The organism is Terriglobia bacterium, from assembly GCA_020072565.1.
Lineage (GTDB): Bacteria > Acidobacteriota > UBA6911 > UBA6911 > UBA6911 > JAFNAG01.
This window is the reverse complement of record JAIQGI010000011.1, coordinates 1-25,070: the sequence shown is the minus strand read 5'-3', so window position 1 is coordinate 25,070 and position 25,070 is coordinate 1. Positions and strand designations below refer to the sequence as shown.

The following is a 25,070-nucleotide window of genomic DNA, read 5'->3' as shown; positions in this document are numbered from 1 at the left end:
AATTCCGTCCGTCGCTGGTGAAAGGCTCTGCCTTTATCGAAATGCGAGGAGCGAGATGAACCTGCAACAGTACAAAGTGTCTCCGGAACAACTACGCTGGCGCTGCGACTGCTCCGCCTTTCCTTTCGGCACCACGGCCGATATTCCTCCCCTTAAAGGGCTGGTAGAGCAGGAACGGCCCATCCGGGCCATCCGCTTCGGGCTGGGCATCGCCTCCCCGGGCTACAACATCTATGTGAGCGGCCTCACGGGCACTGGGAAAACCACCGTCATCAAGCAGTTTCTCGATGATATTGCCTGTACCATGCCCACGCCCGACGACTGGTGTTTCGTTTACAACTTCCGCAGCCCCAATTCCCCTACCGTCCTGAACATGCCGGCCGGCGGAGCCAAAATACTCAAGGCCGGAATGGACGAACTCGTGCTTCACTTGAAAACCGACATTCCTAAGGCTTTCGAGAGCAAAGAGTACGAACAGAGCGTGCACGCCCTGATCCATGAGAACCAGAACCTGCAGCAGGAAATGTTCAACCAGCTTTCGGAGAAGGCCCGCACGCAGGGGTTTTCTCTGGAAATCTCGAAAATGGGCGTTTCGGTCGTTCCCATCATCGACGGCAATCCTGTCGGCCCGGAGCAGTTCGAAGCGCTCGATGAGGCAACCAAGAATGATATCGAGACGAGGCGTGAAGCACTGCAGCAGGAGATCAACGCCTTTCTGCGCCAGGTGCGAGACATCAATAAATCGAGCCGCGACCGTGTCAACGAGCTCAACAGGCGTGTCGGCATGTATGTCGTGGGAATGAAAATCGAAAGCCTTAAGGAGCAGCACGCTCAGTTACCCAGGGTCACTGCCTATCTGGACGACGTCCAGGACTATATTCTGTCCCATCTGGATGATTTCACGGAGGATAGTCAGAAGCAAGAATCTTCCCCCACTGCGAAGCTGAGCCTCGAGCCGCCGGCAGACCCGTTCGTTAAGTATCGGGTGAACATCGTCGTGGACAACACCGACGTCCAAGGGGCGCCTGTCGTCATTGAAACCAATCCCACCTACTACAACATTTTTGGCCGCATGGACCGCTGGACTCAACTGGGCACCCTTCAGACAGATTTCACCATGATACAGGCCGGCGCCTACATGAAGGCGAATGGGGGATTTCTCGTCGTCAATGCCCACGACGTTCTGTTGAACTTCGGCGTGTGGGAAACCCTGAAGCGCACGGTGAAGAACAAGGAAGTCCGCATCGAAGACCTGAGCGTGCAGTATGGCCTGGTGCCGGTTGCGGGAATGCGTCCGAACCCGATTCCGACCAATGTCAAGGTCATCATGATCGGCAACCAGATGATCTATCACCTCCTGTATGAGATGGACGAGGATTTCCGCAAGATTTTCAAGGTGAAGGCGGACTTCGACTCCCAGATGGACCGAAGCACGAAGTCGTTGCAGAGCTACGCTTCCTTCATCAGCAACCGTTGCCATCATGAGAACCTGCTCCACTTCGATCCGACCGGCGTTGCCGAGGTCATCGAGTACGGCGCACGCCTGGTGGATGATCAGGAAAAGCTTTCCTCGCGGTTCAGCGACGTCGCCGACATTGTGAGGGAAGCGAGCTTCTGGGCGGCCCAGGACCGGCGGGAGATCGTTTCGGCCGATCATGTGCGCCGGGCCATTGAGGAAAAATATTTCCGCTCCAGCCTCGTCGAGGAACGCCTCCGGGAGTTTATCACCGAAGGAACGATCATGGTGGACGTGACCGGGGAAGCCGTCGGGCAGGTGAATGGACTTGCGGTGATCGACCTCGGCGACATCCGCTTCGGCAAGCCTTCGCGCATCACGGCGAAAACATTTGTGGGCAAGAGTGGGGTTCTGGATATCGAGCGGGAGTCGAAGATGAGCGGGAAAATCTACGAAAAGGGGGTGCTGATCCTCGGCGGGTATCTCGGTGCCAGCTTTGCCCAGGAACGGCCGCTGTCGCTCTCGGCGAGCATCTGCTTTGAGCAGTCTTATGAAGGCGTCGACGGCGATAGTGCTTCATCGACGGAACTCTATGCGCTGCTCTCGAGCCTGTCGAACGCTCCCATCAGGCAGGGCATTGCGGTGACAGGCTCGGTCAACCAGCACGGCATGATCCAGCCCATAGGAGGGGTGAACCAGAAGATCGAGGGATTCTACGACGTCTGCAAGGCCAAAGGGCTGACCGGAGACCAGGGTGTCATGATCCCGATCCAGAACATCAAAAACCTCATGTTGCGCCCGGATGTGGTAGAAGCTGTGAAGCAGGGAAAGTTCCACCTCTATGCCGTGCGCTCGATCAACGAAGGCATCGAGATCCTCACCGGTTTGCCCGCAGGGGTCAAGGTCAACGGTTGCTATCCGGAAGGCACCATCAACCAACGTGTAGAGCAGCGGCTGAAGGATTTCGCGGAGGGACTGAAAAAATTCACCGAAGCGGACAGCGAAAAAGAGAAAGACGCAAAATAGGTCCGATCGACGGATAACACCCCTGAAACACATGGAGCTCGTGTCGTGTGTCTCGCGTCTTTCGTGGTTTTGAGAAAAGCAGAGCATTGAATGGATCTAATAAGCATTGAGGAGGCGTACGGGCTGGTGCTCGAAAGCCTGCCTCCCCCCCGCGTGGAGCGAGTCCATTTCCAGTCAGCGCTGAACCGCGTGCTGGCGGAGGATCTGGTCGCGAGCATGGACATACCTCCATTTCATCGCGCCGCAATGGATGGCTATGCCGTGCGCGCAGCAGATGTCAGGAGCGTCCCGGCCGCTCTGAAACTCGTCGGTGAGGTGCGTGCCGGCCGCGAAGCTTCAGCGGCGATCGACCCGGGCCAGGCAATGGCGATCACGACCGGGGCGGCGGTTCCGGCCGGGGCCGATGCCGTGCAGATGCTCGAACACGCCCAGCCGGCTGCAGACGGACGGAGCGTCACCATCCTTCAGCCCGTTGAGCCGGGCCAGAATGTCGTGCCGCGGGGTTTGGAGGCGGCAACCGGTGAGACTGTGCTCGATGCCGGCCGCATGCTCGGCCCGGCAGAAATCGCCGTACTGGCGACCTTCGGCTGCACCCAGGTTGCCGTCTGGAGCCGGCCACGGGTTGCCCTGCTGGCGACGGGCGACGAGTTGGTCGAGGTCGAGGAGACTCCTCACGGCGGACAGATCCGCAACTCCAATGCCTACTCCCTGACGGCTCAACTCCGCTGCCTGGGAATCGAGCCCGAGTATCTGGGCATCGCCTGGGACCAGCCGGCAGAGTTGCGCCGAAAGGTGGTGGAAGGCCTCGCTAGAGACGTGATCATCATCTCGGGCGGGGCTTCCGTCGGTCCCTATGATCTCGTCAAGACCATCTTCGAAGAGCTGGAGATCACAATCCTCTTTTCCCGGGTGGCTGTAAGGCCGGGCAAGCCAACGATCTTTGCACGCAAGGGAGACAAGCTCGTCTTCGGTTTGCCGGGTAATCCGGTTTCGTCCCTGGTATCATTCGAGAACTTCGTGCGCCCGATTCTCGGACGCATGTGCGGCCTGCCCAGACCGGACCTGACGCGCATTGCCGGAGAGCTTTCGAGCCCGATGAAACAGATGCCGGGAAGAACGGCCTTCTTGCCCGCCCTGGTATCCTGCGAAGGCGGCGAGTGGAAGGTGGACCCGCTTCCCTGGAGAGGTTCCGGCGATATCATCGGCTTTTCACGCTCCAATGCACTGGTCATTTTCCCCGGCAACCGCGACATGCTGGCTCGCGGAGAAAGGGTCGAGGCCCTGCTTTTGCCGGACTTTTTCCTGCGGAGGCGCTAGATGCACGACCCGAAGCTCTCGCATGTCAATTCCGAAGGAGCGGCGCGCATGGTTGATGTCTCCGAAAAGCCCGTAACCCGGCGCCAGGCGATCGCAGAGTCCTATGTGAAACTCTCGCGCCAGACCATGGCGCTTATCACGGAGGGCAGCTTGCCGAAGGGAGATGCGCTGGGGACCGCCCGTCTTGCAGGAATCATGGCGGCGAAACGAACCCCCGATTTGGTGCCGCTGTGCCATCCTCTGCTCCTGACTCATGTGGATGTCCGGACGGAAGTACGTGATGCCGGTGTGAGATTTGAAGCAAGCATCTCAGCCGCCGGCCAGACGGGTGTCGAGATGGAGGCGCTCACCGCCGCTTCTGTGGCTGCGCTCACGCTCTATGACATGGTCAAGGCCGTGGAAAAGGGCGCGACGATCGAGAGAATCCGGCTGCTGGAAAAATCCGGCGGCAAGAGCGGCGCATTCCGCCGCAAGCGGGTCCGACCGGCCAAATACACGAAGTGAAAGAGGTGCCATCCCGAATTTCCCGAACCATATCCGGCCCTTGATGGTGAGACCTGGGAATTCGGAATGTCCCCTTTTCACTTTGTGGCTGCCGCAGCTTGCCAGTTCAGATTTGCGCGCGCTATACTCCTCGCTATCGGTTGGGATCGTGTTACGTTACTTTGAATCAGACAAGGCTGCAAGACTATGCCGATCTACGAATATTCCTGTCTCGGCTGCAAACGCAAGATGAGCTTCCTGGTGCTGACGCCGTCCTCGTTTCAGCCTGTCTGCAAGTTTTGCAGGGGCACGAACCTGGAGCAGCTGTACTCGCGCTTTTCTTCGCCGAAATCCGAGGAACAACGTCTGGAATCCCTGGCCGATCCATCGAGCCTGGGCGGTCTGGATGAGAACGATCCTGCCAGCGTCGCCCGCTGGATGAAGAAAATGGGTAAAGAGATGGGCGAGGATGTGGGGGAAGATTTCGACCAGATTGCGGAAGAGGCGGCACAGGAAGTTGCTTCCGGCAAGGCAGGCGAGGACGAATCCGCAGGCCCGGGTCCCTCCGACGACTTGTGAAATTACCGCGGGACACACAAAGGCTCTCGTGGGTTTCGGGTCGTTCGCGGTCTTCCCTCTGTCTACTCGAAACGGAGCAGGCGGGCTCCCAGCCACCCAAGCACCAACGCGGCGGTCAACATCGCGATCACATGAGGGAGCGCGCTGGTCCAACCCGCCTGAAAGCTGATCAATTTGTGCAGCGCGCCCATGGCCCAACCGGTCGGCAGGCAGGCTGCCAGTGTCTGCATCCACCGCGGCGTAATCTCGATCGGCCACCAGCATCCGCCCACAGCGGCGAGCACCATGCCCGCCAGCACGCCGATCGCGCTCGCTTGTCCTTCCGTACGCGCCAGGTTTCCCAGAAGCAGGCCAAGGGACGCGCAGAGGGCTGCCCAGCCAAGCATCACGAGGAGAATCATCGGCAGTGCAGGTCCCCATCTCATCGAGAAGATCACCGTCCCTGCAATCATGGCGAAGGTGATTTGAACGCACGCCAACGCCATCTTGCCTGTCCATTTGCCTAGCAGGATGGCGCCGCGCGGAATCGGCGTCGAGGCGAGCCGCCGCAGAAGCCCCTTCCTGCGCTCGACGACAAGGGTAATGGCGCCGCTGGTCAACAACACGGTGAGGGTAAACATTACCATGATTCCGGGAATGGCCTGCTCGAATCCGGTCGGTATCAGCCGGCGCTTTCCTGCCGGCTGGACGTCCAATGTCACGGAACGGGGAGCCTCCTTCAGCCTGCGAAAAGCTTCGGGGCTCGGCTCCTCTCCCGCCTCTAAGGTGCTGATCAGATCCGCCAGCGTCGTATAGACGGCACGCGCGAGTCGGACCTTGTCGTAGTCCTGCTCCAGGCCCGCTTCCTTGCGCTGAAGACGCAGAACAACCTTCTCTCCGTTGACCACCTTGTCCGTAAAACCTCGGGGGATGACCATGCGACGCGGCTGCTCCGCAAAACTCTCCGCCGTCTGCGGCCTGACGATACGGTAACCGCCTTCCTGCAGGCGAACGGCTATTTGATCGGCGAGAAACCCGGCGCCATCTTCCACCCGGAGCGCCAACTGCTCGCCCTGTGCGATCGTGCCGCCGCCAAAATCCTTCGTGACCGTGCCGATGAAGTAAAAGAAAATGATGGGCATCACGAAAAGCCAGAGGAGTGTCAAGCGGGTGTGCAGCACGAACTGCAGGTCCATCCTGGCGATCAGCCATGTGCTGCGCAACATTTTTACCTCCCTGCCAGAACGTGCCGGATGCGGCGCGCGCTCAAAAAGAGAAGGCACATGCAGGCGACCAGGAAGACAGCAAAAGCGATCGTGATAGACACTGGATCCGCCCGCTTCAGGAGTATGTCCTTGAGTCTTTCCGCAGCCCAGCCGTTCGGCGTCCAGCGTCCGACCGCGGCCATCCAGCCGGGCATGGTCTCCAGAGGGAAGAAGCTGCCGCCGAGCATCAGCAGTGGGAACACCAGGCTGGTTACCAGCACGGATGCGGTCTGGCGGCTGGGAGCAAGTGTTTGAAGCAGCAAAAAAAGCGCAAGCAGCAACGCGCCTGTGGCGGCTGACCATGCCACGGCCAGCGGGAAAACCCCAAAAGGCAGCGAGAGGTACGCCATGCCGATCGCGAGGATCACGGACGACAGGAGCGTCGAGATGATCAGGGCGGAGATCATTTTCCCGGCCAGGAGCCCGGGCACGCCGCCCGGTGTAGTGAGAGTTCGTGCCAGCGTTCCCCGATCACGCTCCTGCCAGTAATCATCGCTCAAACCCAGAGTAGTAAACGTCAGAGCCATGAGGAGGATCATGGGTAAAAACAGCAATGAAAAGTTGATCTCGCTGCTTTGGGCCTGGTCTGTTGTGGTCTCGATCTCTATCACCGGTGGAAAGAGATACTTTTGCTGGCGTTGGACGAACCGGTTGATCGAGATGCTCAGCCGGGCGATGGTAGCATCGGGAAAACTGGTGCGGCCCGCCCCCGGACCGGCGGCCATTTCACGGAGTTCCTTTCCGAAGAGCTGTTGCAAATAGGCGATCGCGTCCGTCAGCATCTCGAGCCCCTCTTTGAGAATTCCTGGCAGGATGCGCTGTTCGGGATTGGTCACGAGCAGCAGCCTGGTCGGCTGCTGGTTGAGGACTGCCGCTGCGAAACCCCGCGGTATCACCAGGAGCGCACTTCCATCCCCCTGCTCGAGGCGGGTTCGGCCCGTCTCCTGCGCGACCGATTCCGTCTGGACGAGATTGCCGGCGTCGAATTGCCCAAAGGATCTCACCAGGAGGCTGCTCAGGAGGCTGCCGTCTTCATCCGCAACGAGGAGGCGAGCGCTGAGCTGCGGTCCTTCCTGGCCCCCGAATGCGAGCGCGATCAGGCTTGCAATGGCCAAGGGAATGACGAGCCAGAGAAGCAGGGCAAGCGGATCGCGCAGGCGACGCCGCACGTCCTTGATCGCCGCGCTCCATAGGAATCTCACGGTCACTCCCTCAGTTCCTTGCCGGTGAGCTTGATGAACAGGCTCTCCAGGCTTGGCTGAGTCAGCGTGGTTTCGCGCACCTCGGCGCCTGTGCGCGCGAGGGCAGCGAAGAGGTCCGGTAGCTTGCGCGAGGCGCCGAGAATCGCAAGCCTCAGTGCCCCTTCGTCAGCCTGCACTACTTCCACTCCATCCAGCGCCTTCAACGCCTCGACCGCCTTGGCGGCGTCGAAATGTCCCACGAGCCGCAGGATGTCGCTTTCGCCAAGAAGGGCTCGAAGTTCCGGCAGCGAACCGCTTGCGATGACCTTGCCGTGGTCGATCGCGGCAAGCCGATCGCAGAGGGTCTCGGCCTCATCCATGTAGTGGGTGGTGTAGAGCACGCAGGCGCCTTCGCCTGCCTGGCTCCGCACCATACCGAGCAGATGCACACGAGACTGCGGATCCACGCCGAGCGTGGGTTCGTCCAGTAACAGCACCTTCGGCCGATGCAAAATGCCGCAGCCGAAGTTGAGCCGGCGCTTCATGCCCCCGCTGAAGCGCTTGACCGGTTCACGCGCCCGATCGAGCAGGCCAATGCTCGCGAGCACCTCTTGGGCCCGCTGCTTGAGTGGGGCCCCCCGCATCCCGTATGCCGCTCCCCAGTAGAGCAGGTTTTCAGTGGCGGAGAGCTCTTCATACAGGGCCAGGTCTTGCGGGACGATGCCGACCTGCGCTCGCGCTGCGCGACCCTCCAGAATCACGTCGTAACCCATCACACGGACTCTGCCCGTGGTGGGCTGGAGCAGCCCTGAGATGCAGCCGATGGTCGTGGTCTTGCCCGCACCGTTGGGCCCCAGCAGCCCCAGAATTTTCCCGGCCTCGGCGGTGAAGCTTACATCTGCAACTGCGAGCAAGTCGCCGTATTTCTTGGACAGTCCTTCAACCTCGATCAAGATGCCTCCGCAAACTCCAGCACCGCAGTCCTGGTCCGTGTTCCTCCCACTGGTTTCATATACGAATTTTTTTGCCAGTCCGTTGACCGCCAAATTCACGGGCACGCTTCGTATCAGCACACGCCCTCACATTTCTGTACCATGGCCGCAGCTTTGGGCAGGGAGGTTTCGATTCATCAAATGCGCGATTCAAGTAAAAACAACAGCTCGGAGTCCGCCGTCAGCGCAGGGGGCCTTTGCCCTGCCTGACCAGAACGGGTTCCTCCTGAGTCAGGTCAACAATAGTCGAGGGCTCCAGACCTCCAGGTCCAGCATCCAGAAAAAGATCCACCGTGCGTGCGAAGGTCTCAGCTATTTCATCAGGGTCGCTGAGAAAACCCTGATCGGGCAGGCAAGCGCTCGTGCTGATTATGGGCAATCCGAATTCAGACAGCAGAGCCTGGCAGGTGGCGTCATCCGGCACCCTTATGCCAACCGTTTTTCGATTCTCCAAGAGGATCCGGGGAACCTGCTTCGTAGCAGTAAGAATGAAGGTATAAGGCCCAGGAAGCAGATGCCGCATGATTTTATATGCGGGATTGGAGACGAAGGCATATTCTGCAATGCCCTTCAGATCCGGACAGATGAAGCTCAGAAGCTTGCGTTTGTCATTGCCTTTGATCTGATAGATCCTTTCGACCGCCTTCTTGTTGAAAAGACCGCAACCGAGCCCGTACACGGAGTCCGTGGGATAAATGACAAGCCCGCCGTTCCTTAGCACATCGACGGCGGCTTTCAAGTGCCGTTCTTGCGGACTCACTGGATGTATCGGCAGTCTTTTCATAGATTCAGAATCACTTTACCCGATTTCAGCACATTGGGAAACCTGGCGCCAGGCCGGGGACTTCCTGCACGACCGGCTCTCCGGGACCGTTCTGCCGAATAGCCGGGGAATTTCCTCCAGATCCCATGTCATTCCATGAGCTGTTTTTCCCCTGGTTTTCGCATTTGGTGGCAGAGGACGAAACTTGGCGCGATCCTCGGACCCTTTGCTCAGACCCAGCCAGCGGGGATGACCCGCTTCCGAATTCAAAGGAGGTTTACTCATGAGCGCAGTCTTGGTTATCGTCATCGGCTTGGCGGCGGGATTTCACGCAGCCCTCTATGGTGCCTACAAGGACTCTCCCCATGAATCGTTTATGGCTCGGCGGTTTGTGCGCGAGCTTGTTTTCGCCACCGGTGTGGCCGCGGTGCTCGCTGCGCTGCACCTCTCCGATGGCCAAACCCCATTCGTGATCTACCTGTCGGTTTTTGCGCTGGCGCGCATTATCACGGAATTCTGGAAGCTGTTCCTGCGCGTCGAACCGCAAGAAGACTTCCGCATCCCCACCCAGGTCCATTGGGTCAGGGGAGTCGTGCATGATCCTATCATTCGTCTGATCATGGGCATCGGCTTTCTTGCCGGCATCTACGGTTGCTATCGGCTGTTCCGGCTCTTGCCGCACTCGCTGCCGTGGGTCGTAACCGGGCTGATCGTCGGTTGCGGGATAGGCCTCGCGGAGGCGATGGTCGGCGCATATAAGGACGGGACCATTGAAGGTTTCTCCTTCCGCAAATTTCTGAAGAGCCCGACCTTCGGGACGCTCGGCGGACTCGTCGCATGTTTTCACACGACCAGCCTGGCGTTCCTGCTCCTTGCCGCCATCGGGACCATGCGGATGTTCAACGAGCTGCTGTTCAAAATGATCGTGCGCGACTATACCCCTGGAAAGTTCAAGTCCATGGTCGGCCCCTTCCAGGAATGGATGACTCGGCGGCGCTTCTTCCTGCCGCCCTATGCCGCGACTTGGCTGCTTTATCTGGTCCTCTTCGCCCGTTTGAGCTGATGGGGAGGGCGAGAAGCGGAATCCGTACAAGACAGGAGAGTGCCATGACAAGGCTTGGTTTTATAGACTGCGTCCTGAACGCCGCCTGTCTTGTGCTTGCTTCTCACGGCATGAAAGGCCCTGGAGGAGGATGACATGGAGACCTGGCAGCAACTGAGCGCGACGGGATTGTTTCTCTTATGCTTCAGTCTGTCGATCGTGAGTGCCCTCGTGCCCTGGGTGAACGGCGAGGTGCTACTGCTGTCGCTTACCGCGCTGGCCCGCTCTCCATCCGATCTTGTGGTGCTGGTACTGCTTGCGAGCGCAGGACAGATGGTGGGGAAGTGCGTCCTGTATTGGGCAGGCCGCGGCACGGGCTGGCTCCAGTCCGCGCGCATCCGGCGCGTGGTGAACGCCTGGCGGGAGCGGTTCGAGCGGGCGCCCTCCAAGCTGCTCGCACTCGTCTTTGTGAGTTCCGCCCTCGGCATCCCGCCCTTTTATGTAGTAACGATTCTGGCAGGAGCTCTCAGGGTGAGGTTGGGCCCCTTCATCGGCGTGGGAACGTGCGGCCGGTTGGTACGGTTTGGAATTCTGGTCGCCGTCCCTCACTTCGCGATCCGGCTGCTTCGCTAGAAGCCTCTTTGGAGCTGGGCGACCAGCAGGATGATGCAGACAAGCACCGCGATCCCGTACGAAAGCGCGAAAATCCAGCGCCGGGCCAGCCAGACAGGATAGCTGACCGGTTTGTTGGCGTGCATCCCCCTCACCTGGCGCTTCAAAAACGTCTTGTAGAGCTCTACGCCGACCCGTTCACCCCCGACAGCAGCAAGGGCGATCACGAACCAGTTCGTCGAGAAGCGGATGAAGAGCATCCCGGTCATGGCGCTCACGATGGGGCTCCGGACGAATTTCGCCGGTATGAATCCTTCGAACTGTGAGTCCTTCAGCGCACCGCCGATGGCAACGAGCAACCCGCCGGCAGCCCCCACAATCAGTCCCGGCAGCCACAGGTTCGCAGAACCGGTCACCATCCTGGCAAGCCACCAGGCCAGCAGGCGGAACAGCCAATAGGAACCGATCACGAAACCGACGCCCAGCAGCACTTTTACGACACGAGCATCGGCCGGCACGCGCATCCTGTTGAGTAGCTTGTAGTACTCGCCGTGCGCGCCTTTACGGAAGAAGCCCTTGTAGGCCTCGTCGACCACCCGCTCCACCGCTACAATTGCAAAGGCAAAAATGCCGAGATTGTCTGTGGCGCGAATTCCGGCGATGCCGGCGTAGGATAAGACAGCGCCGGCGGCAGCCCCGACGAGAATACTGCGAAAAAACCTGCCGATAAAGAAACCCTCCCACGGCGGATCCTTAAATCCCTGCCAACTGGATACGATGAGGCCAGCCACCGCCCCCGTTGCTATCGGAAGAATCTTCAACAGAGCGAGCACCAGATGATCGCCTCCTTCACGAGCTGCAGAAATGGTACTAAGAATTGCTCTCACAAGCCAGAATTGCGGGCAAACTAAAGTTACCCTGTGTTCCAACCCGAATTATTCGTGAAGCAGAGCCAAACGCCGGTGAAAGGCAACCAAACTGGACGCGGATAGACGCTGGCCGGAGCTTTTGCCGTCCTGCTTGCCCGGAACGCTGGCGCCTGCGGCGCGGCAAAATCTCCTGCACGCCGTCCAAGACCGAACGGTCAGCGTCTGTCAGCGTTTTTCCGCGTCCCAAAATTCATTTTGATCGCATATTCACTAATAATCCGATCCGGGCCAATGTCCTTCCTCTTCTCTGCCCGAGCTAGTTCTATTATGCATGTCGGGCTCTTCCGGGAAAATCGGGAGGCCCCCTTTTTCATTTATGGTAGATTATTTTGATGCAACAGACGCTTGAGAGCCGGACGCCGGCGCTGGAATTGGTCGAACTTCTCGCTCGGCGCCATCCCGATCTCCCCATCGAGGCTATCTTCAAGGAAGACCTCCTGCGGCGGGGGATGGCATGGTCGGGAGAAGCGCTGGAACTGGCCGCGAATTACAAGCGCAAGGCTTATTTCATTTTTTCCTTCGACATGGTGCCGATCTCGGGAATGGAACTGGGCGAGAACATCAGGGCCCCCGAGGAGGTCCGCCTGGTTGGAGGCGCGTTCAATTTCAACCCGGTGATCGTCTCCGTGCGCCTCAATCCCACATCTCCCTATCGGGTGGAATCGGAGGAAAGCGGCCTGGTCCTCAAACTCGATGGGCACGCCGTCGCGCGCGTCGAGCTGCAGAAATCCCCCGCGTACTACGAGCGTACTCTTTCGAACGGCAAACCGATCACCGATATCGCCCCTACCATCGAATGGGGCTATCTGCTGTATCTGACCGTATTCCGCCTTTGCCAGTATTTTGGGGCCCAGGAGGAGTGCCAGTTCTGCGACATCAACGAGAATTACCGGCAGCAGAAACAGGCGGGCAGGCCCTACACTTCCGTCAAATCGGTGGCCGAGATCCTGGAAGCGCTCGAGATCATTGCCGCTACCGACAGCGACAGCAAGGCCTATACCGTCACCGGCGGGAGCATCACGTCGACGCTGGAAGGGAAGTCCGAGGTTGACTTTTATGTGCAGTACCCGGAAGCCATAGAGACGCGATTTCCCGGGCGCTGGATCAGCAAGGTCGTGGTCCAGGCGCTGCCCAAAGATGAGGTTCAGAAACTTCGCGATGCGGGGGTGCAGATCTATCATCCGAATTATGAAATCTGGGACAATAGCCTGTTCGAAACTTTGTGCGCCGGGAAAGCCCGTTACATCGGCCGGAAGGAGTGGATACGCCGGATCCTGGATGCGGCGACGGTGTTCCCTCCCGCGCATGTGATCCCGAATTTCGTGGCCGGGATTGAGATGGCCGGACCGCGCGGTTTTGCCACGGTGGACGAAGCAATCGCCTCGACGGCGGAAGGGATTGATTTTTTCATGAGCCACGGTATTTCGCCGAGGTTCACTACATGGTGCCCGGAACCGCTAAGCGTGCTGGGTAGAGATCGAAAAGGCGCCCCGCTGGAGTACCACGTTCGCCTGCTGCGTGTGTACCGCGACACGCATGCGAAGCACCACCTTCCTGCCCCGCCCGGATACGGGGAGCCGGGTCTGGGGCGGGCGGTCTTTTCGGTTTCCTCTTTTATGGATGTGCTGCCGCCGCGGCCGGACTGTTAGTGCCCCATGCCCGAATTGCCCGAAGTAGAGACCATCGCTTGCAAGCTCCGCAGCACGATTGCCGGCAAGCGCATCGCCGCGGTTCACCTTTCCGGCAAAGCCCTGCGCCGGCCCATCCCCGCCGATCTTGCTTCCATTCTTCAGGGCCGCGCGATTCGGTCGATACACCGCAGGGGGAAGTATCTGATCCTGGAGATGGAACCACACGCCTTCTGGCTGATCCACCTGGGGATGTCAGGAAGGATTTTCTATCTGCCCAGCGCGTCCGAACCCCCGAAGCACACCCACGCTACTTTTCGATTCACCGATGGAGGAGAGCTTCAGTTTTGCGACCCGCGGCGTTTCGGACTGATGGATGTTTACCAGGTCTCCAGCCTGGCGGCTCTCCCCGAGCTGCGCCTCTTGGGAAAAGACCCTCTCAGTTCAGGATTTAACGCTGACTGGCTTTTGCCGGAACTCGCGCAGAGCCGGAGGGAGATCAAGTCGTTTCTGCTCGACCAGCATAAAATCGCCGGCCTGGGAAACATTTACGTTTGCGAGGCGATGTTCCGCGCCCGGGTGCATCCGACAAGGCGCTGCGACACCTTTACCCGGCGGGAGGCGGTCAGTCTGGCTCGAGCGATACGCGAAGTTCTCCGGGCTGCCATCCGCAATCGCGGCACGAGCTTTTCCGACTTCATGGATTCCGACGGGGAACCCGGTGCGCATCAGGACTTCCTGCATGTCTTTCAAAGAGAGGGAGAGAAATGCCGGCGCTGTCGTGCGACAATAGTGCGCATGAGGCAGGGGAATCGCAGCACATACTATTGTCCTCGCTGCCAGAATGGCAGGCTGGGGAGCCAAGGAAAGAAGGGTTGATCCTGTGACAGAAGACTACAAGAAATGCTCGCATTGCAAGGGTACCGGCATCTGCCATGTGTGCCATGGAACCGGGCGGCTGGCTCTTCAAAAGGGCAAGCAATGCACCTCCTGTTTCCCTCATGGGAGCGGGAAATGCCAGAACTGCCGGGGACTGGGGGGCTTTGACCGGGCCGGCCATCCCTCCGCGCCTCCCGATTCGGCCTCATCATCAGAGCCGGTCTCCTGATTTTGGATCTTGGATTTTGGATTTGAGCTGGATAGCGACTTCGAATCAGTTGAGGTTAACTCCGAAAGACAGGCCGGGATTCCAAAATCAGAAATCCAGAATCCAAAATATCAAGGTGCTCAACGTGTACTGGTCACCTTCGTGAGGCTTCGCGGGCGGTCCGGGCTCAGGCCCTTCAGGAGTGAGAGCTTCTCTGCGAAGATCTGGCCGGGGATGATGTAAGGGATTGCCGAGTAGAGTTCCGGAATGGAGGCCGGGATTTCGATCGCGCAGCGGGCTTGGTTCAGTGCCGTCTTCTCGCTCGAGATGACCAGCATGTCTGCCTGCAGCTCCTTGAGCCGCGAAATGAGCACGCGCATGTCGCGCAGGACTTTGCCGGGTGGTGCAAAGAGCATCACCGGAAAATCCCGCTGCACCATGGCAATGGGGCCGTGCAGAAAATCCGCGGCAGAGAAACGCTCGGCGATGATGTAGCAGGTTTCCATGAGCTTAATGGCGAGTTCGTAGGCATTGGCGTAGTTCAGGCCGCGGCCGACCACGGCGCAGCGGTCCATGAATCGATATCTTTCAATGATCGACTCGATCCGCGGTGACAGGCCGAGGGCAGCCTGCGCGTAATCGGGGATGCGACGGAGGGGCTCGCAGTTGCCGCCGCTCAGAGTGTCGGCAAGCATGTGGAGGAGCATGAGCTGACAGGTGTAGGTCTTGGTGGCGGCGACGCTTCTTTCCATGCCGGCGCGGGTGACGAAGGCTTCATGCACAATACCGGCCATGCTGGATCGGCTGTGATTGGTGATGGCGAGCACGTGCGCGCCGCTCCTCTTGCAGCTTTCCAGGACGGCATTCACGTCGGCTCCCTCACCCGACTGGCTGATGCCGACGACCAGGGCGTCACGCAGCTTCAGCCGTTTGCGATACAGCGTATGCACCGAAGGGGCGGAGAGAGAAACCGGTATGCCGGTGCTGATCTCGAGCAGATATCGCCCAAACAGAGCGGCGTTATCCGAGGTCCCGCGCGCGACGAGCACGATGAGGCGCAGATCGCGACTCTTCAGGAAAGAGGCCAGGCGAACCATCCTCGGCAACTCGGAGCGCAGCGTGCGGTCGAGAGCCTCCGGCTGCTCGGCGATTTCCCGAAACATGATCGACACGCGGAATTTCCTCCGGCACCGATCATGGGCAACGAACGGCATTTTTGTCAATGACTGAAAAGGGGACATCCCGCTTTTCCTGCCTTTTCGCGGCCGTCAGGATGTGAAGGCAGGAGATGCAAAGTGTCGCCGTATGTGCGAGGAGGTGGCGGCATCAATCAGAATCGTCGTAAAGCAATCGAAACCGGGGATCGTGCCGAAAGGGCCGGGGTCGTTGGTTGTTATCTTTCCGGTCGTATGCGCGAGCAAGCCGAAGAATCGCTGCAGGAACTCGAAGCGCTGGCAGATGCTGCCGGCGCCGAGGTCGTCGAGCGTGTGCTTCAGGTGCGTCTCAAGCCCGATCCGGCATTCTTCATCGGCCGAGGCAAAGCTGAAGAGCTCCGCCTGCGCACAGAGGCTGAGAATCTCGATCTTATCATCTTCGATCAGGAGCTGACTCCGGGACAGCAGCGCAACCTCGAGAACAGGATCGGCTGCAAGATCCTCGACCGCACCCAGCTGATCCTGGACATATTCGCGCGCCGTGCCCGCACGCGGGAAGGGCAACTCCAGGTCGAGCTGGCGCAGCTGAATTACCTGCTTCCCAGACTGACAGGGAAGGGCACGCTGTTGTCACGGCTGGGCGGCGGGATCGGCACCCGGGGGCCGGGCGAGACGAAACTGGAGATGGACCGGCGGCGCATCCGCAGCCGGATCGCTCGCCTGAGCTGCGAGCTGGAACAGGTGCGCGCGAAGCGGGACCTTCAACGCGCCCGGCGGCAGGGCGTGCCGGTGCCGATCGTGGCTCTGGTAGGCTATACCAATGCGGGCAAGTCGACGCTGTTCAACACCTTGACGCAGGCAGGCACCGAAGAGAGCAGTCGGCTTTTCGCGACGCTCGATCCGCTGCTGCGTCGGGTGATACTGCCCAACCGGCTCCAGATCGTCCTCTCCGACACGGTAGGCTTCGTGCGCAAGCTCCCTCACGACATCGTGGCCGCATTCCGCGCTACGCTCGAGGAAGTGCGGGAGGCGGACCTGTTGCTGCACCTCATCGACATCAGCAACCCAAACTGGCGCGATCAGGCCAAAGCAGTAGAGGACGTGCTGGCGCAGCTGGAGGTGTCGAAGACCCCTACCATCGCGGTCTATAACAAGACCGATCTGTTGCCCGCCGGCATGGCCGCACACACCCCCCCGCTGCCCGGGCACCGATTTGTTCTTGTCTCCGCCAAGACCGGCACGGGGCTGCCGGCCTTGATCAAGGAACTCATGGCGGAACTCGAGTCCTTTGCCATGCAGGTGGAGCTCAAGATTCCGTACGCCAACGCTGCAGTGCTCTCCCGGATTCACGAACAGGGCCGGATTCTCTCGGAGGTGTACGAAAACGACGGCGTCAAGGTCAACGTCGTGATCCCGCGTTCGGCGGCGCGGTCGTTGCGCCGTTACGTTCTTCACAAGGAGCACGAGGAGCATTCAAAATGAAAAGAAGGGAATTCAATCGCCTGCTGCTGGCATGCGCCGTCGGAGCGGCGGGCTCATTCCGATTGCCGGAGTTCGTCAGGTCCGGTGCCGGGCCAAACCCGGCGGGCTACACCATCAATCCGGATCGCCTGCGCTCGAGCCTGGAAGCGCTGTCGCAGTTCGGGCGCAATCCGCAAGGCGGCGTGACACGCGTAGCCTGGACTCGGGCGGATATCGAAGCCAGGCGTTTTGTGATGGGAAAGCTGATGCCGGCTGCCGGCCTCAAAGTCCGCATGGATCCTGCCGGATCAATTTTCGGCAGACGGGAGGGGCGCGAGAACCTGCCGGTGATCCTGTTCGGCTCGCATATCGACAGCGTTCCGGAAGGCGGCATTTTCGATGGTGCGCTCGGCTCGCTGTCGGCGATTGAGATCATGCAGACGCTTGCGGAGCGAAGGATCGAAACCCGCCATCCGCTCGAGTGCGTGATCTGGTCGAACGAAGAAGGCACGCACTACGGGCGCGGATTGTTCGGATCGCGGGCAGTCGTCGGAGAGTTTGAACCCGGAGAGCTGGATGAAAAGGATGAGCAGGGGGTATATATCCGGGACGCCGTTGCCGGCATCGGCGGCGATCTGTCGCGCATAGGGGAAGCCGTGCGCAAGGCGGGCGAAATTACGGCGTACCTCGAATTGCACATCGAACAGGGGGGCGTTCTTGACCGGGCGGGAATTCCCGTTGGGATTGTGGAGGGCATTGTGGGCGTCGTGCGCTACCGGGCGGTAGTCAACGGGGAAGCCAATCATGCGGGAACCACGCCCATGCCCGACCGGCACGACGCCCTGGTTGCTGCCTCCCGACTGGTTATTGCTGTCCGGGAGGAGACCGTTCGGGAACCGGGCCGCCAGGTGGGTACGGTGGGAAAACTTTCGGTTCATCCCGATGTGCCCAATATTGTTCCAGGACAGGTCGAGCTCGTCATCGAACTGCGCGACCTCGCAATGGGAAAGGTCGCCGGCATTTTCAAGCGCATCGAGATGCGCGCCGCGGAGATCGCCGCTTCAAGCGGCACAAAAATCACGCTTCAACCCACCAGCACGCACCAACCGGCGCTGGCCGCTCCCTGGGTGAGAGAAGTCATCGCGCAGGCGGCGGCAGCGACGGGGCTGAAGACGCTCAGCCTGCCATCCGGTGCCGGGCATGACGCCCAGATGTTGGCTCGAATCGCTCCTATGGGGATGATTTTTGTGCCATCCGCGGGCGGCATCAGCCACTCGCCCAAGGAACTGACCCGATGGGAAGACGCCGCAAACGGATGCGAGGTTCTCTACAAAGCAGTCCTTGCCGTCGACAAACGCTACTGAGGGTTGACACCGGGAATGGTTCTGCCACGGGCCTCCCTGGAGGCATCGGGGGATAAATTCAGTCCCCACCAGCTCCAGTGCCGTCCAGCTGGCTTCATACGCGGTTTCTGCCGTGCGCGGGATGATGATGGTTCAAAGGCACGATTGGATTCTGCCTTTCCACATCCCGCCTTTTCCTTGCCAGTGTCGTCGGGCCGAGTCGATGGTCATGAACGTGTAGAGGAGCGCTGCCACGGGGAGCAGCAAGGCGGTCAATCCAGGTTGCCGGTAGAGTCGGATGGTGGGCCGATAGGCCAGAGCCATGAGCGCCCAGGCGGCACCGCCAAGCCCGGCAATCAGGAAATGACGCGTGAGGCTTCCAGCCGCAAGGCCGATCACCGGCACCATGTAAATCACGATCATTCCAACAATTGTGAGCAGGAGCCCGATCGGAGAATATTTCAGCTGCACGTAGGCGCTGCGCGCCACCATATTCCAGATATCTGCAAACCTGTGAGGGCGGATGCTGTGTGAGCGCTGAGTGAGCTCGATCCGGATTGGTCCGCGGGCCTTGATCAGCCGCGCCAGCGCGCAGTCATCGATCAGATCCCCGCGAATGGCTTCGAGGCCGCCCGCCCGTCGCAGCGCCTCGATGCGCACCAGCATGCTGCCGCCGGCGGCCGCGGCGATCGGATGCCGGGGGCTGTTTGCATATCGGAACGGATAAAGCTTGCGGAAATAGAATATGAATGCGGGAATCAGCATTCGTTCCCAGAAAGCGGCACAGTAAAGCAGCGCCATGGTCGAGACGAGATCCAGCCTCCGGCTCTCCGCCCGCCCAACGAGATCGCGCAAGGCCTGCCGGTCATGTTCGAGATCGGCATCGGTGAACCATATGTACCTGGCGCGCCGGAGAACGACACTGGCATGCTCTACTCCCTGCGCCATTGCCCAGAGCTTGCCGGTCCACCCCGTGGGCAACGCTTGGCCGGGAAAAATATGAAACGCATGTCCCTCACCTTCGGCGGCCAGCCGAGCCTGAGCCGCCGTTCCGTCATCGCTGCTGTCATCGATCAGGACTATCGAAAACTCACCGGGATAATCCTGGGACCGCAATGAGGTGATAGTACGTTGGATAACAGGAGCCTCGTTCCGGGCAGGCACCACGGCTACCACGGCAGGCCACTCCGCGAACTCATTGGCGTCAGCCGGCAGATCCATGTCGAGCTTCCAAAAAAATCCCCGGAAGAGCAGCAAGTAAAGCCAGGCAGCCAAAGATAATGAGGCGAGTATGAGCAACACGGTGGCCAAGATATCACCTTCCAGGTACCACGATGAAAAAAATGGGTTACAGGATGCCGGTTTTTGAGGAGCTGTTTTCGGAGCAGGAAACGGCTATTCAGTCACAGGATTTCGTTGATAGTATTACCACATGGAAAAGCCTGTGATTCGGGTGGGCGTCAGCAGCTGTCTCCTCGGCCAGAAAGTCCGGTTCGATGGTGGGCATAAGCTTGACACGCTGATCACAGAAGTACTGGGGAGCTGCTTTGAGTGGGTTCCCGTTTGCCCCGAGATGGAGATCGGCCTCGGAACCCCGCGGGAAAGCCTGCGCCTGATCGGGAGTTCCGAAAGTCCGCGCCTCATCGCGATCAGATCGGGCACAGACCACAGCCGTAAAATGCGGGACTGGGCCGAAAAGCGGCTCGAGGAGCTTGCGCTACTCGATCTGAATGGCTACGTATTGAAGAAGGACTCCCCTTCGTGCGGCATGGAGCGTGTGCGGATATATGACGAGAATGGCATGGCGCGGCGCACGGGGAGCGGGATCTTTGCCGGACTGCTGATCCGCCGGTTCGAGATGATTCCGGTGGAGGAGGAGGGGCGTCTGCACGACATGAGTATCCGCGAGAACTTTGTCGAACGCGTTTTCGCACATCATCGCTGGCAGGAATTCGTAAAGGCCGGGCCGCAGTCGCGTGATCTCGTGGTTTTTCACACCAGGCACAAGCTGACACTCTCATCTCATAGCAGTGAGCGCTATCGGAAATTGGGGCGTCTGGTCGCCGACATCGGCAGACGGAAAATAAACGAGGTGCTCCAGGAGTACGGCCATCTCTTCATGGAAGCACTGAGAGTCAGGGCGACTGCGAGGAAACATGCCAACGTCCTATTTCACATCCTTGGTTTCCTGAAAAACCAGATCGACGCGGAAGATAAGGCTGAACTCGCAGCGAGCATCGATGACTATCGCAAAGAACTCGTGCCCCTGGTAGTGCCCATGACTCTTCTCCAGCACCATCTGCGACGCCACCCGGTCCCTTGGGTCCTGGAGCAAACCTATCTGAATCCCTATCCCGCCGAGCTGATGCTGCGCAACCATGTGTAAAGCAAAGCACCCGATACAAATGAATGAATGATAAGGAATTGCTTTGCAGGGAGTGCGTGAGGATGGGGCAGGTGGGCGGGGAGGAGTAGGGGAATATGCCCGGTTTCGGATGGGATGCAGCTGCCGCATCCGTGAAAGGTAACCTGCAGGAGGCGAAAGCGGGAGAGGGAGAGGGGCGGGACGTCCCGCCCCTCTCCCTCTTTCCGCGCCGGCGCCGGATCCGGGCACACTTCCGCCCGGGCAAGGCCGGCTGTGTTGAAAGCACAGGAGCGCAGGCCGCCTCAGGCGGTTGCGTCCGGCCAGTGGCCGGCGTCGTCAGGGTCGACGATCTCCTCATCGTAATGGACCCATTATGCGGCAGGGGGCGGCGGCGGGCGCTCGGGCCGGTCCCACATCTTCAGGCGGCGCAGGATCTTTTCGATGACCGGGGCGTCTCCGATCAGGCTGATGATCTTGAGTGGTCCGGAGCAGCGGGGACAGACCAGGGGAAGACGTCCAGGGACTCGCCTCCAATCAGATGTCCTCATTTCCGCATACGCAAACGATGCCCGGGTTGCGCTGGACATATTCCGCACCGGAGGTCTCGACAGTTATCTTTCCGCTCCGGGCATCAACACCGCGATGGCGAGGCTCAAGATGGGTGAGCCGAGCGCGACGGCCGGAAGATGGAATGAGTGGCTGGGAGTCACAACCGTGCGGGAGATTGCCCGACTGACCGGCGGCCGGGCAGCGATTTACGAAAACGTCGGCAAGGCGCTCGACCGCATCAACGAGATCACGCGGGTGGAGTACCTGCTTGGCTATTACCCGAAGGACGAGACCTGGAACGGAGATTACCGGCGGATCGACGTGAAAGTGAATCGGCGCAATCTGCGCGTTTCCTTCAGGCACGGGTATTACGCTCGCGACGCCGTGCAACCTTCAGAACGTGACGAGAGATTTATCAATTCCCGCGTTACGGCCGCCGGAGCCTACGAGCGGGACCTGGACGAGCTTGAATTCAAAGTCGACACGGCTGCACTGAAGGACGCCGGCGGCCAACCTCAAATCAAAGTCGATCTGCAGATCGAAGCCGCCGATGTCGCATACAAGGTTTTCGGCAACCTGCACACAGCCAGGCTGCGCATCGCCATCTATTACGCGGACGCCCAGAGACATTATTTGGGTGCCGACTTGAAAACAATGGACCTGAACCTGCTCGAAGAGACCTATCAGCAGTTTCTACAAACGGGGATCCATTGTTCCATCATGATCCCGGAGAAGGCGCCCCGCCAGATTCTCAAAGTGATCATCTACGACATAGGGGGCGATAAGCTTGGAAGCAAGCTGGTAAAGTTGAGATAGTGTCGCCAAATTTGTTCAAGGACGCTTCTGTTGCCGGCAGCCCTCAGGATTTGGCTCTCTGGGTTCGCTGCCATCGGGCTGATTCATACCATACGTCAGTTCTCCGGACTTGCGCCTGGGCTTTGCTGGTGGACCCTTTCAGGGCCTCAATTGGACTTTTTATGCATGCGCCATTCCGGTCTGTCGCCAAAGACTGGAGTAGGTTACCTGGCATGTTAGATCATGATTTGGTATGATGTAGCATGAAAGGAAATGCTATGAAAAACGAGCCCTTTGCCACAAAGCTCCCGTCCGATCTCACCGCCCAATTGGACGCTGTCTGCAAAAAGCTGGGCCTGCGAAAGAACTTCGTACTCGAAACCGCCTTGAGAGAAAAACTCGAAGACTTGCTCGACGCTGAGGATCTTCGAGAAGCAATGAGCGAAGCCACGGGATTTCACGCCTGGGGCGATATAAAGAGAGAATCACGCCGGGGTGGCAAGAAGTGACGTATAAGGTAGAGTTGGAAACCCGCGCCAGACGTGAATATCGCGATCTGCCAGCCGAGACTCGCGAGCTGATCTCCGATGCCATCGACGACCTCCAGGCGGATCCTCGGCCACCCGGATGCAAAAAACTTGTCGGGGGCAACGGGTTTCGCGTTCGGACCGGTGACTACCGCATCCTTTACACCGTCGATGACAATCTGCATCTTGTGAGGATCTACAGGATCGGCCATCGTCGAGAAGTCTATCGCCGGCTTTAATGTGACGAAGCAGGTGATTCTGGAGAATCCGATAAGTATTGCGTCCCCGGGTCTCCGAAGGAAGACCGCCTATGGCGCATCGTTCAAGATCAAGAGCCTGCGGATCGTTGACGTTGGCAATGTTGCTTTGGGCGCTGGCCGCAATGCCCCAGGCCACAGAGTCCCAATTTGCTCCCCCCGGCGCACGCCCTTGGTCTGACACTTCCCCTACCGTCTCAAAGACCGCGTTTTCGCGAGACGGCAAATTGGTAGCCCTGGTTTATAGATATGGGGTTACAGTGTTGGATCTTGAGTATTGGAGGGAGAAGTGCCTGGTTACCAAAGAAGGGGTCACCGCACTCGCTTTCACCCATGACGGTGCCGAACTGGCAATCGCTGCGAAAGGTTCCAACGACAATTCACCGATCGGCGAGCCCGCTCCTTTCGTTGAGATTCAGATCATTGATGTGCGCACCGGCGCCGTAAAGAAAAAACTCCCTGACACCAGAGTCACGAATGTTATGGAAATGGCGTTCACGTCCGCGGGAGCGCTGTTTGCGGTGGTGGCCAACACTGGACCCAATGTGGCCGGGCGGTACTATATTCCCCCGCTCGACGGATTATTTCTCTGGAATGTGTTTGCCGGCAAACTGACTCCCCTGTTGACCGGAGACCAGGCGCCAACAGTGGTGTGTCAACGCGCCGCATTCGCTCCCGACGGCGAGTCTTTTGTCTTGTCGCTTGGCAATGGGCCCAAGGATGAGATCTGGATGGATTCCACTGCCGCGCCTTCCGTCGCACACAAGATTGCAGGGTTGGCAGACTATTGGGGCTACCCCTTCCGCGTCACGGCTCTGGCATTTTCAGACGACGGAAAGACGTTAGCATATTGCGCTAATCAATCTGGTACTGTTGGTCGCGGGATCGGTTCCTATGTAATTGGATTTCACGACTTTGCCAAAAGCAAGGATGTGCGAAGAATCCGGAACTTCCCGACCAACGGAATGTCCCTCGTGTTTCTGGCCGACGGAAGGCTTGCGGCCCTTCCCCAGACTTTATTACAGGCACGGATGCAAGCGATCGACTTGCCGTCCGCTTTGCCGGCGCAAATAAATCAGGCCCTCCGCGCAGTTACGATATGGAATCCGGCGAATGGAAAAGTCGAGAAGAGAATGGTTCTCCCGAGCGACAGTACCGTAAACCTGCTCATCCCGAAACAAAATGCTCTGGCCTCACTGGCCGGAAGCACTTGGTCATTTCGTGACCTGCAGACTGCCGAAGTCAAGGCCAGCATCGTGGCTGTGGGTCCCCAGTGCATTCCGGCCGGCGCCGCACTTCTGCATCAGGAAATGCGACGGGCCCAGCAATCGTTCAGCATACATCGAATCCTGGCCATATCCTTCCTCCCCGGTGATCCCGGCGTGCTGGTGGGCGTCAACGATGACGGCGTCGCCTATTTCTGGAACATGGCAACGGGAACTGAGCTGCAAAGGAGCCGGATTGTGCCTTCCACGGACTGTCTCGCCATATCGGAGAATGGCCGGACCGTCGCCGCGGCGGGAGAGGATGGGAAATCGGTTTTTTCTTTGGAGGATAACGGCAGCCTAAGAAGGGTTCCATCGACCGACATTGCGCAGCGGGCCGGCGCCCTCGCGGCATCACCGGGCGGAGAAATGCTGGCGTTCGGCGGAACGGATGGGATGATCGTCATCTGGGATGTGACAAAACGTGCGGTAGTCCGGCAATGGAAGGGTCACGGCGGGGCGGTCCGCTCCATGGCGTTTTCCCGCGATGGCACGATGCTGGCAAGCAGCGCGGATGACCTGACGCTGAATTTATGGAGCGTGGGTACAGGCGCCTTGGTGCAGTCCTTGGAAGCGCGCAAGAGGAAGGCAAATGCAGTGACCTTCGCGGCGGGCCCGAATGCGCTTCTTGCGAGTGGCGGGGATGACTCGAAAGTCATTTTGTGGGATGTGAGAAACCGAAAAAGCGTAAGAACGCTTGACGGGCATCGGGGTCCGGTACGCAGCATCTCCTTCTCGCCCGACGGCTCGATTCTCATCAGCGGGGCTGATGACGGCTTGATCGTGTGGGATGTCAAGACGGGCAAAAGGATCAAGGTCCTGTTGGGAAACTCGGCAGAATGGCCCGGAGGCCGCGGCGCACCGATAGGGAAGCCAGCGGTCCCCGGAGGCAATTACATCACCATCATGTCCATCCGTTTTTCGACCGACGGCAAACTTGTTGCCTGCGGAGGGACCAACAACACGGCTATGGTCTGGGACACCAAAACCTGGGGAAAAAGGGTGTTCAAGCCAA

22 protein-coding genes are annotated in these 25,070 nt (G+C 59.3%); 15 read left to right on the top strand and 7 right to left on the bottom strand.

Annotated features, from left to right (window positions below; translation table 11 throughout):
- Nucleotides 1-55 precede the first annotated feature (55 nt).
- From LAP85_08590 to LAP85_08575, 4 genes are all read left to right on the top strand, one after another.
- The gene (locus LAP85_08590) at nt 56-2,482 is read left to right on the top strand and encodes an AAA family ATPase (protein ID MBZ5496447.1); all 2,427 of its coding nucleotides are present in this window, start codon (nt 56-58) and stop codon (nt 2,480-2,482) included.
- A 90-nt stretch (nt 2,483-2,572) separates the two neighbouring features.
- Complete coding sequence (locus LAP85_08585) at nt 2,573-3,799, top strand: molybdopterin molybdotransferase MoeA (protein ID MBZ5496446.1); 1,227 nt, start codon at nt 2,573-2,575, stop codon at nt 3,797-3,799.
- Nucleotides 3,800-4,303 carry a cyclic pyranopterin monophosphate synthase MoaC gene (gene moaC / locus LAP85_08580; GenBank protein MBZ5496445.1) on the top strand — a complete coding sequence of 168 codons (504 nt, stop codon included), beginning with the start codon at nt 3,800-3,802 and terminating at the stop codon, nt 4,301-4,303. It begins immediately after the preceding gene.
- A 186-nt stretch (nt 4,304-4,489) separates the two neighbouring features.
- The gene (locus LAP85_08575; GenBank protein ID MBZ5496444.1) at nt 4,490-4,861 is read left to right on the top strand and encodes a zinc ribbon domain-containing protein; all 372 of its coding nucleotides are present in this window, start codon (nt 4,490-4,492) and stop codon (nt 4,859-4,861) included.
- Between the two features lie 62 nt (nt 4,862-4,923).
- On the opposite strand, the gene LAP85_08570 is transcribed toward LAP85_08575, so the two are convergent.
- The 4 genes from LAP85_08570 to LAP85_08555 all read right to left on the bottom strand — a co-directional run bounded on the left by LAP85_08570 (nt 4,924) and on the right by LAP85_08555 (nt 9,062).
- Nucleotides 4,924-6,066, bottom strand: coding sequence for an ABC transporter permease (locus LAP85_08570; protein ID MBZ5496443.1), 1,143 nt, complete (start codon nt 6,064-6,066; stop codon nt 4,924-4,926).
- Between the two features lie 2 nt (nt 6,067-6,068).
- Nucleotides 6,069-7,307 (bottom strand): ABC transporter permease, encoded by a 1,239-nt coding sequence (locus tag LAP85_08565; GenBank protein ID MBZ5496442.1) that lies wholly within the window; start codon nt 7,305-7,307, stop codon nt 6,069-6,071.
- A 2-nt stretch (nt 7,308-7,309) separates the two neighbouring features.
- A complete protein-coding gene (locus tag LAP85_08560; GenBank protein ID MBZ5496441.1) occupies nt 7,310-8,239 on the bottom strand; it encodes an ATP-binding cassette domain-containing protein in 930 nt (309 codons plus the stop codon).
- A gap of 220 nt (nt 8,240-8,459) precedes the next feature.
- Nucleotides 8,460-9,062: a threonylcarbamoyl-AMP synthase gene (locus LAP85_08555; protein MBZ5496440.1), complete on the bottom strand. Its 603-nt coding sequence runs from the start codon at nt 9,060-9,062 to the stop codon at nt 8,460-8,462.
- Nucleotides 9,063-9,324: 262 nt separating this feature from the next.
- On the opposite strand from LAP85_08555, the gene LAP85_08550 reads away from it, so the two are divergent.
- Complete coding sequence (locus LAP85_08550; protein ID MBZ5496439.1) at nt 9,325-10,104, top strand: hypothetical protein; 780 nt, start codon at nt 9,325-9,327, stop codon at nt 10,102-10,104.
- A gap of 135 nt (nt 10,105-10,239) precedes the next feature.
- Nucleotides 10,240-10,716 carry a VTT domain-containing protein gene (locus LAP85_08545; protein MBZ5496438.1) on the top strand — a complete coding sequence of 159 codons (477 nt, stop codon included), beginning with the start codon at nt 10,240-10,242 and terminating at the stop codon, nt 10,714-10,716.
- Here LAP85_08545 and LAP85_08540 read toward each other — a convergent pair.
- Nucleotides 10,713-11,528 (bottom strand): hypothetical protein, encoded by an 816-nt coding sequence (locus tag LAP85_08540; GenBank protein ID MBZ5496437.1) that lies wholly within the window; start codon nt 11,526-11,528, stop codon nt 10,713-10,715. The genes LAP85_08545 and LAP85_08540 overlap by 4 nt on opposite strands.
- Before the next feature lie 428 nt (nt 11,529-11,956).
- Between LAP85_08540 and LAP85_08535 the strand changes: the two genes are divergently transcribed.
- Together LAP85_08535 and mutM are read left to right on the top strand one after the other, a co-directional pair.
- Nucleotides 11,957-13,273: a radical SAM protein gene (locus LAP85_08535; protein MBZ5496436.1), complete on the top strand. Its 1,317-nt coding sequence runs from the start codon at nt 11,957-11,959 to the stop codon at nt 13,271-13,273.
- 6 nt (nt 13,274-13,279) lie between these two features.
- Nucleotides 13,280-14,131, top strand: a complete 852-nt coding sequence (gene mutM / locus LAP85_08530) for a bifunctional DNA-formamidopyrimidine glycosylase/DNA-(apurinic or apyrimidinic site) lyase (GenBank protein ID MBZ5496435.1) — start codon at nt 13,280-13,282, stop codon at nt 14,129-14,131.
- A gap of 348 nt (nt 14,132-14,479) precedes the next feature.
- Here mutM and LAP85_08525 read toward each other — a convergent pair whose 3' ends face one another.
- A complete protein-coding gene (locus LAP85_08525; GenBank protein ID MBZ5496434.1) occupies nt 14,480-15,511 on the bottom strand; it encodes an SIS domain-containing protein in 1,032 nt (343 codons plus the stop codon).
- A 237-nt stretch (nt 15,512-15,748) separates the two neighbouring features.
- Here LAP85_08525 and hflX point away from each other — a divergent pair, with 237 nt between their 5' ends.
- Nucleotides 15,749-16,975, top strand: a complete 1,227-nt coding sequence (gene hflX / locus LAP85_08520) for a GTPase HflX (protein ID MBZ5496433.1) — start codon at nt 15,749-15,751, stop codon at nt 16,973-16,975.
- Nucleotides 16,972-18,318, top strand: a complete 1,347-nt coding sequence (locus LAP85_08515) for a Zn-dependent hydrolase (GenBank protein MBZ5496432.1) — start codon at nt 16,972-16,974, stop codon at nt 18,316-18,318. The genes hflX and LAP85_08515 overlap by 4 nt, the downstream gene beginning before the upstream one ends.
- A 132-nt stretch (nt 18,319-18,450) precedes the next feature.
- On the opposite strand, the gene LAP85_08510 is transcribed toward LAP85_08515, so the two are convergent.
- Nucleotides 18,451-19,608: a glycosyltransferase gene (locus LAP85_08510; GenBank protein MBZ5496431.1), complete on the bottom strand. Its 1,158-nt coding sequence runs from the start codon at nt 19,606-19,608 to the stop codon at nt 18,451-18,453.
- A gap of 121 nt (nt 19,609-19,729) precedes the next feature.
- Here LAP85_08510 and LAP85_08505 point away from each other — a divergent pair, with 121 nt between their 5' ends.
- The 5 genes from LAP85_08505 to LAP85_08485 all read left to right on the top strand — a co-directional run.
- The gene (locus LAP85_08505; GenBank protein ID MBZ5496430.1) at nt 19,730-20,683 is read left to right on the top strand and encodes a DUF523 and DUF1722 domain-containing protein; all 954 of its coding nucleotides are present in this window, start codon (nt 19,730-19,732) and stop codon (nt 20,681-20,683) included.
- Between the two features lie 420 nt (nt 20,684-21,103).
- Nucleotides 21,104-22,027: a hypothetical protein gene (locus LAP85_08500; GenBank protein ID MBZ5496429.1), complete on the top strand. Its 924-nt coding sequence runs from the start codon at nt 21,104-21,106 to the stop codon at nt 22,025-22,027.
- Nucleotides 22,028-22,284: 257 nt separating this feature from the next.
- Complete coding sequence (locus LAP85_08495; GenBank protein ID MBZ5496428.1) at nt 22,285-22,515, top strand: hypothetical protein; 231 nt, start codon at nt 22,285-22,287, stop codon at nt 22,513-22,515.
- Nucleotides 22,512-22,772 carry a type II toxin-antitoxin system RelE/ParE family toxin gene (locus LAP85_08490; protein MBZ5496427.1) on the top strand — a complete coding sequence of 87 codons (261 nt, stop codon included), beginning with the start codon at nt 22,512-22,514 and terminating at the stop codon, nt 22,770-22,772. Before LAP85_08495 ends, LAP85_08490 begins: the two co-directional genes overlap by 4 nt.
- A 278-nt stretch (nt 22,773-23,050) precedes the next feature.
- Nucleotides 23,051-25,070, top strand: a 2,020-nt coding sequence (locus LAP85_08485) for a WD40 repeat domain-containing protein (protein ID MBZ5496426.1), incomplete at its 3' end; no start/stop codon positions are given.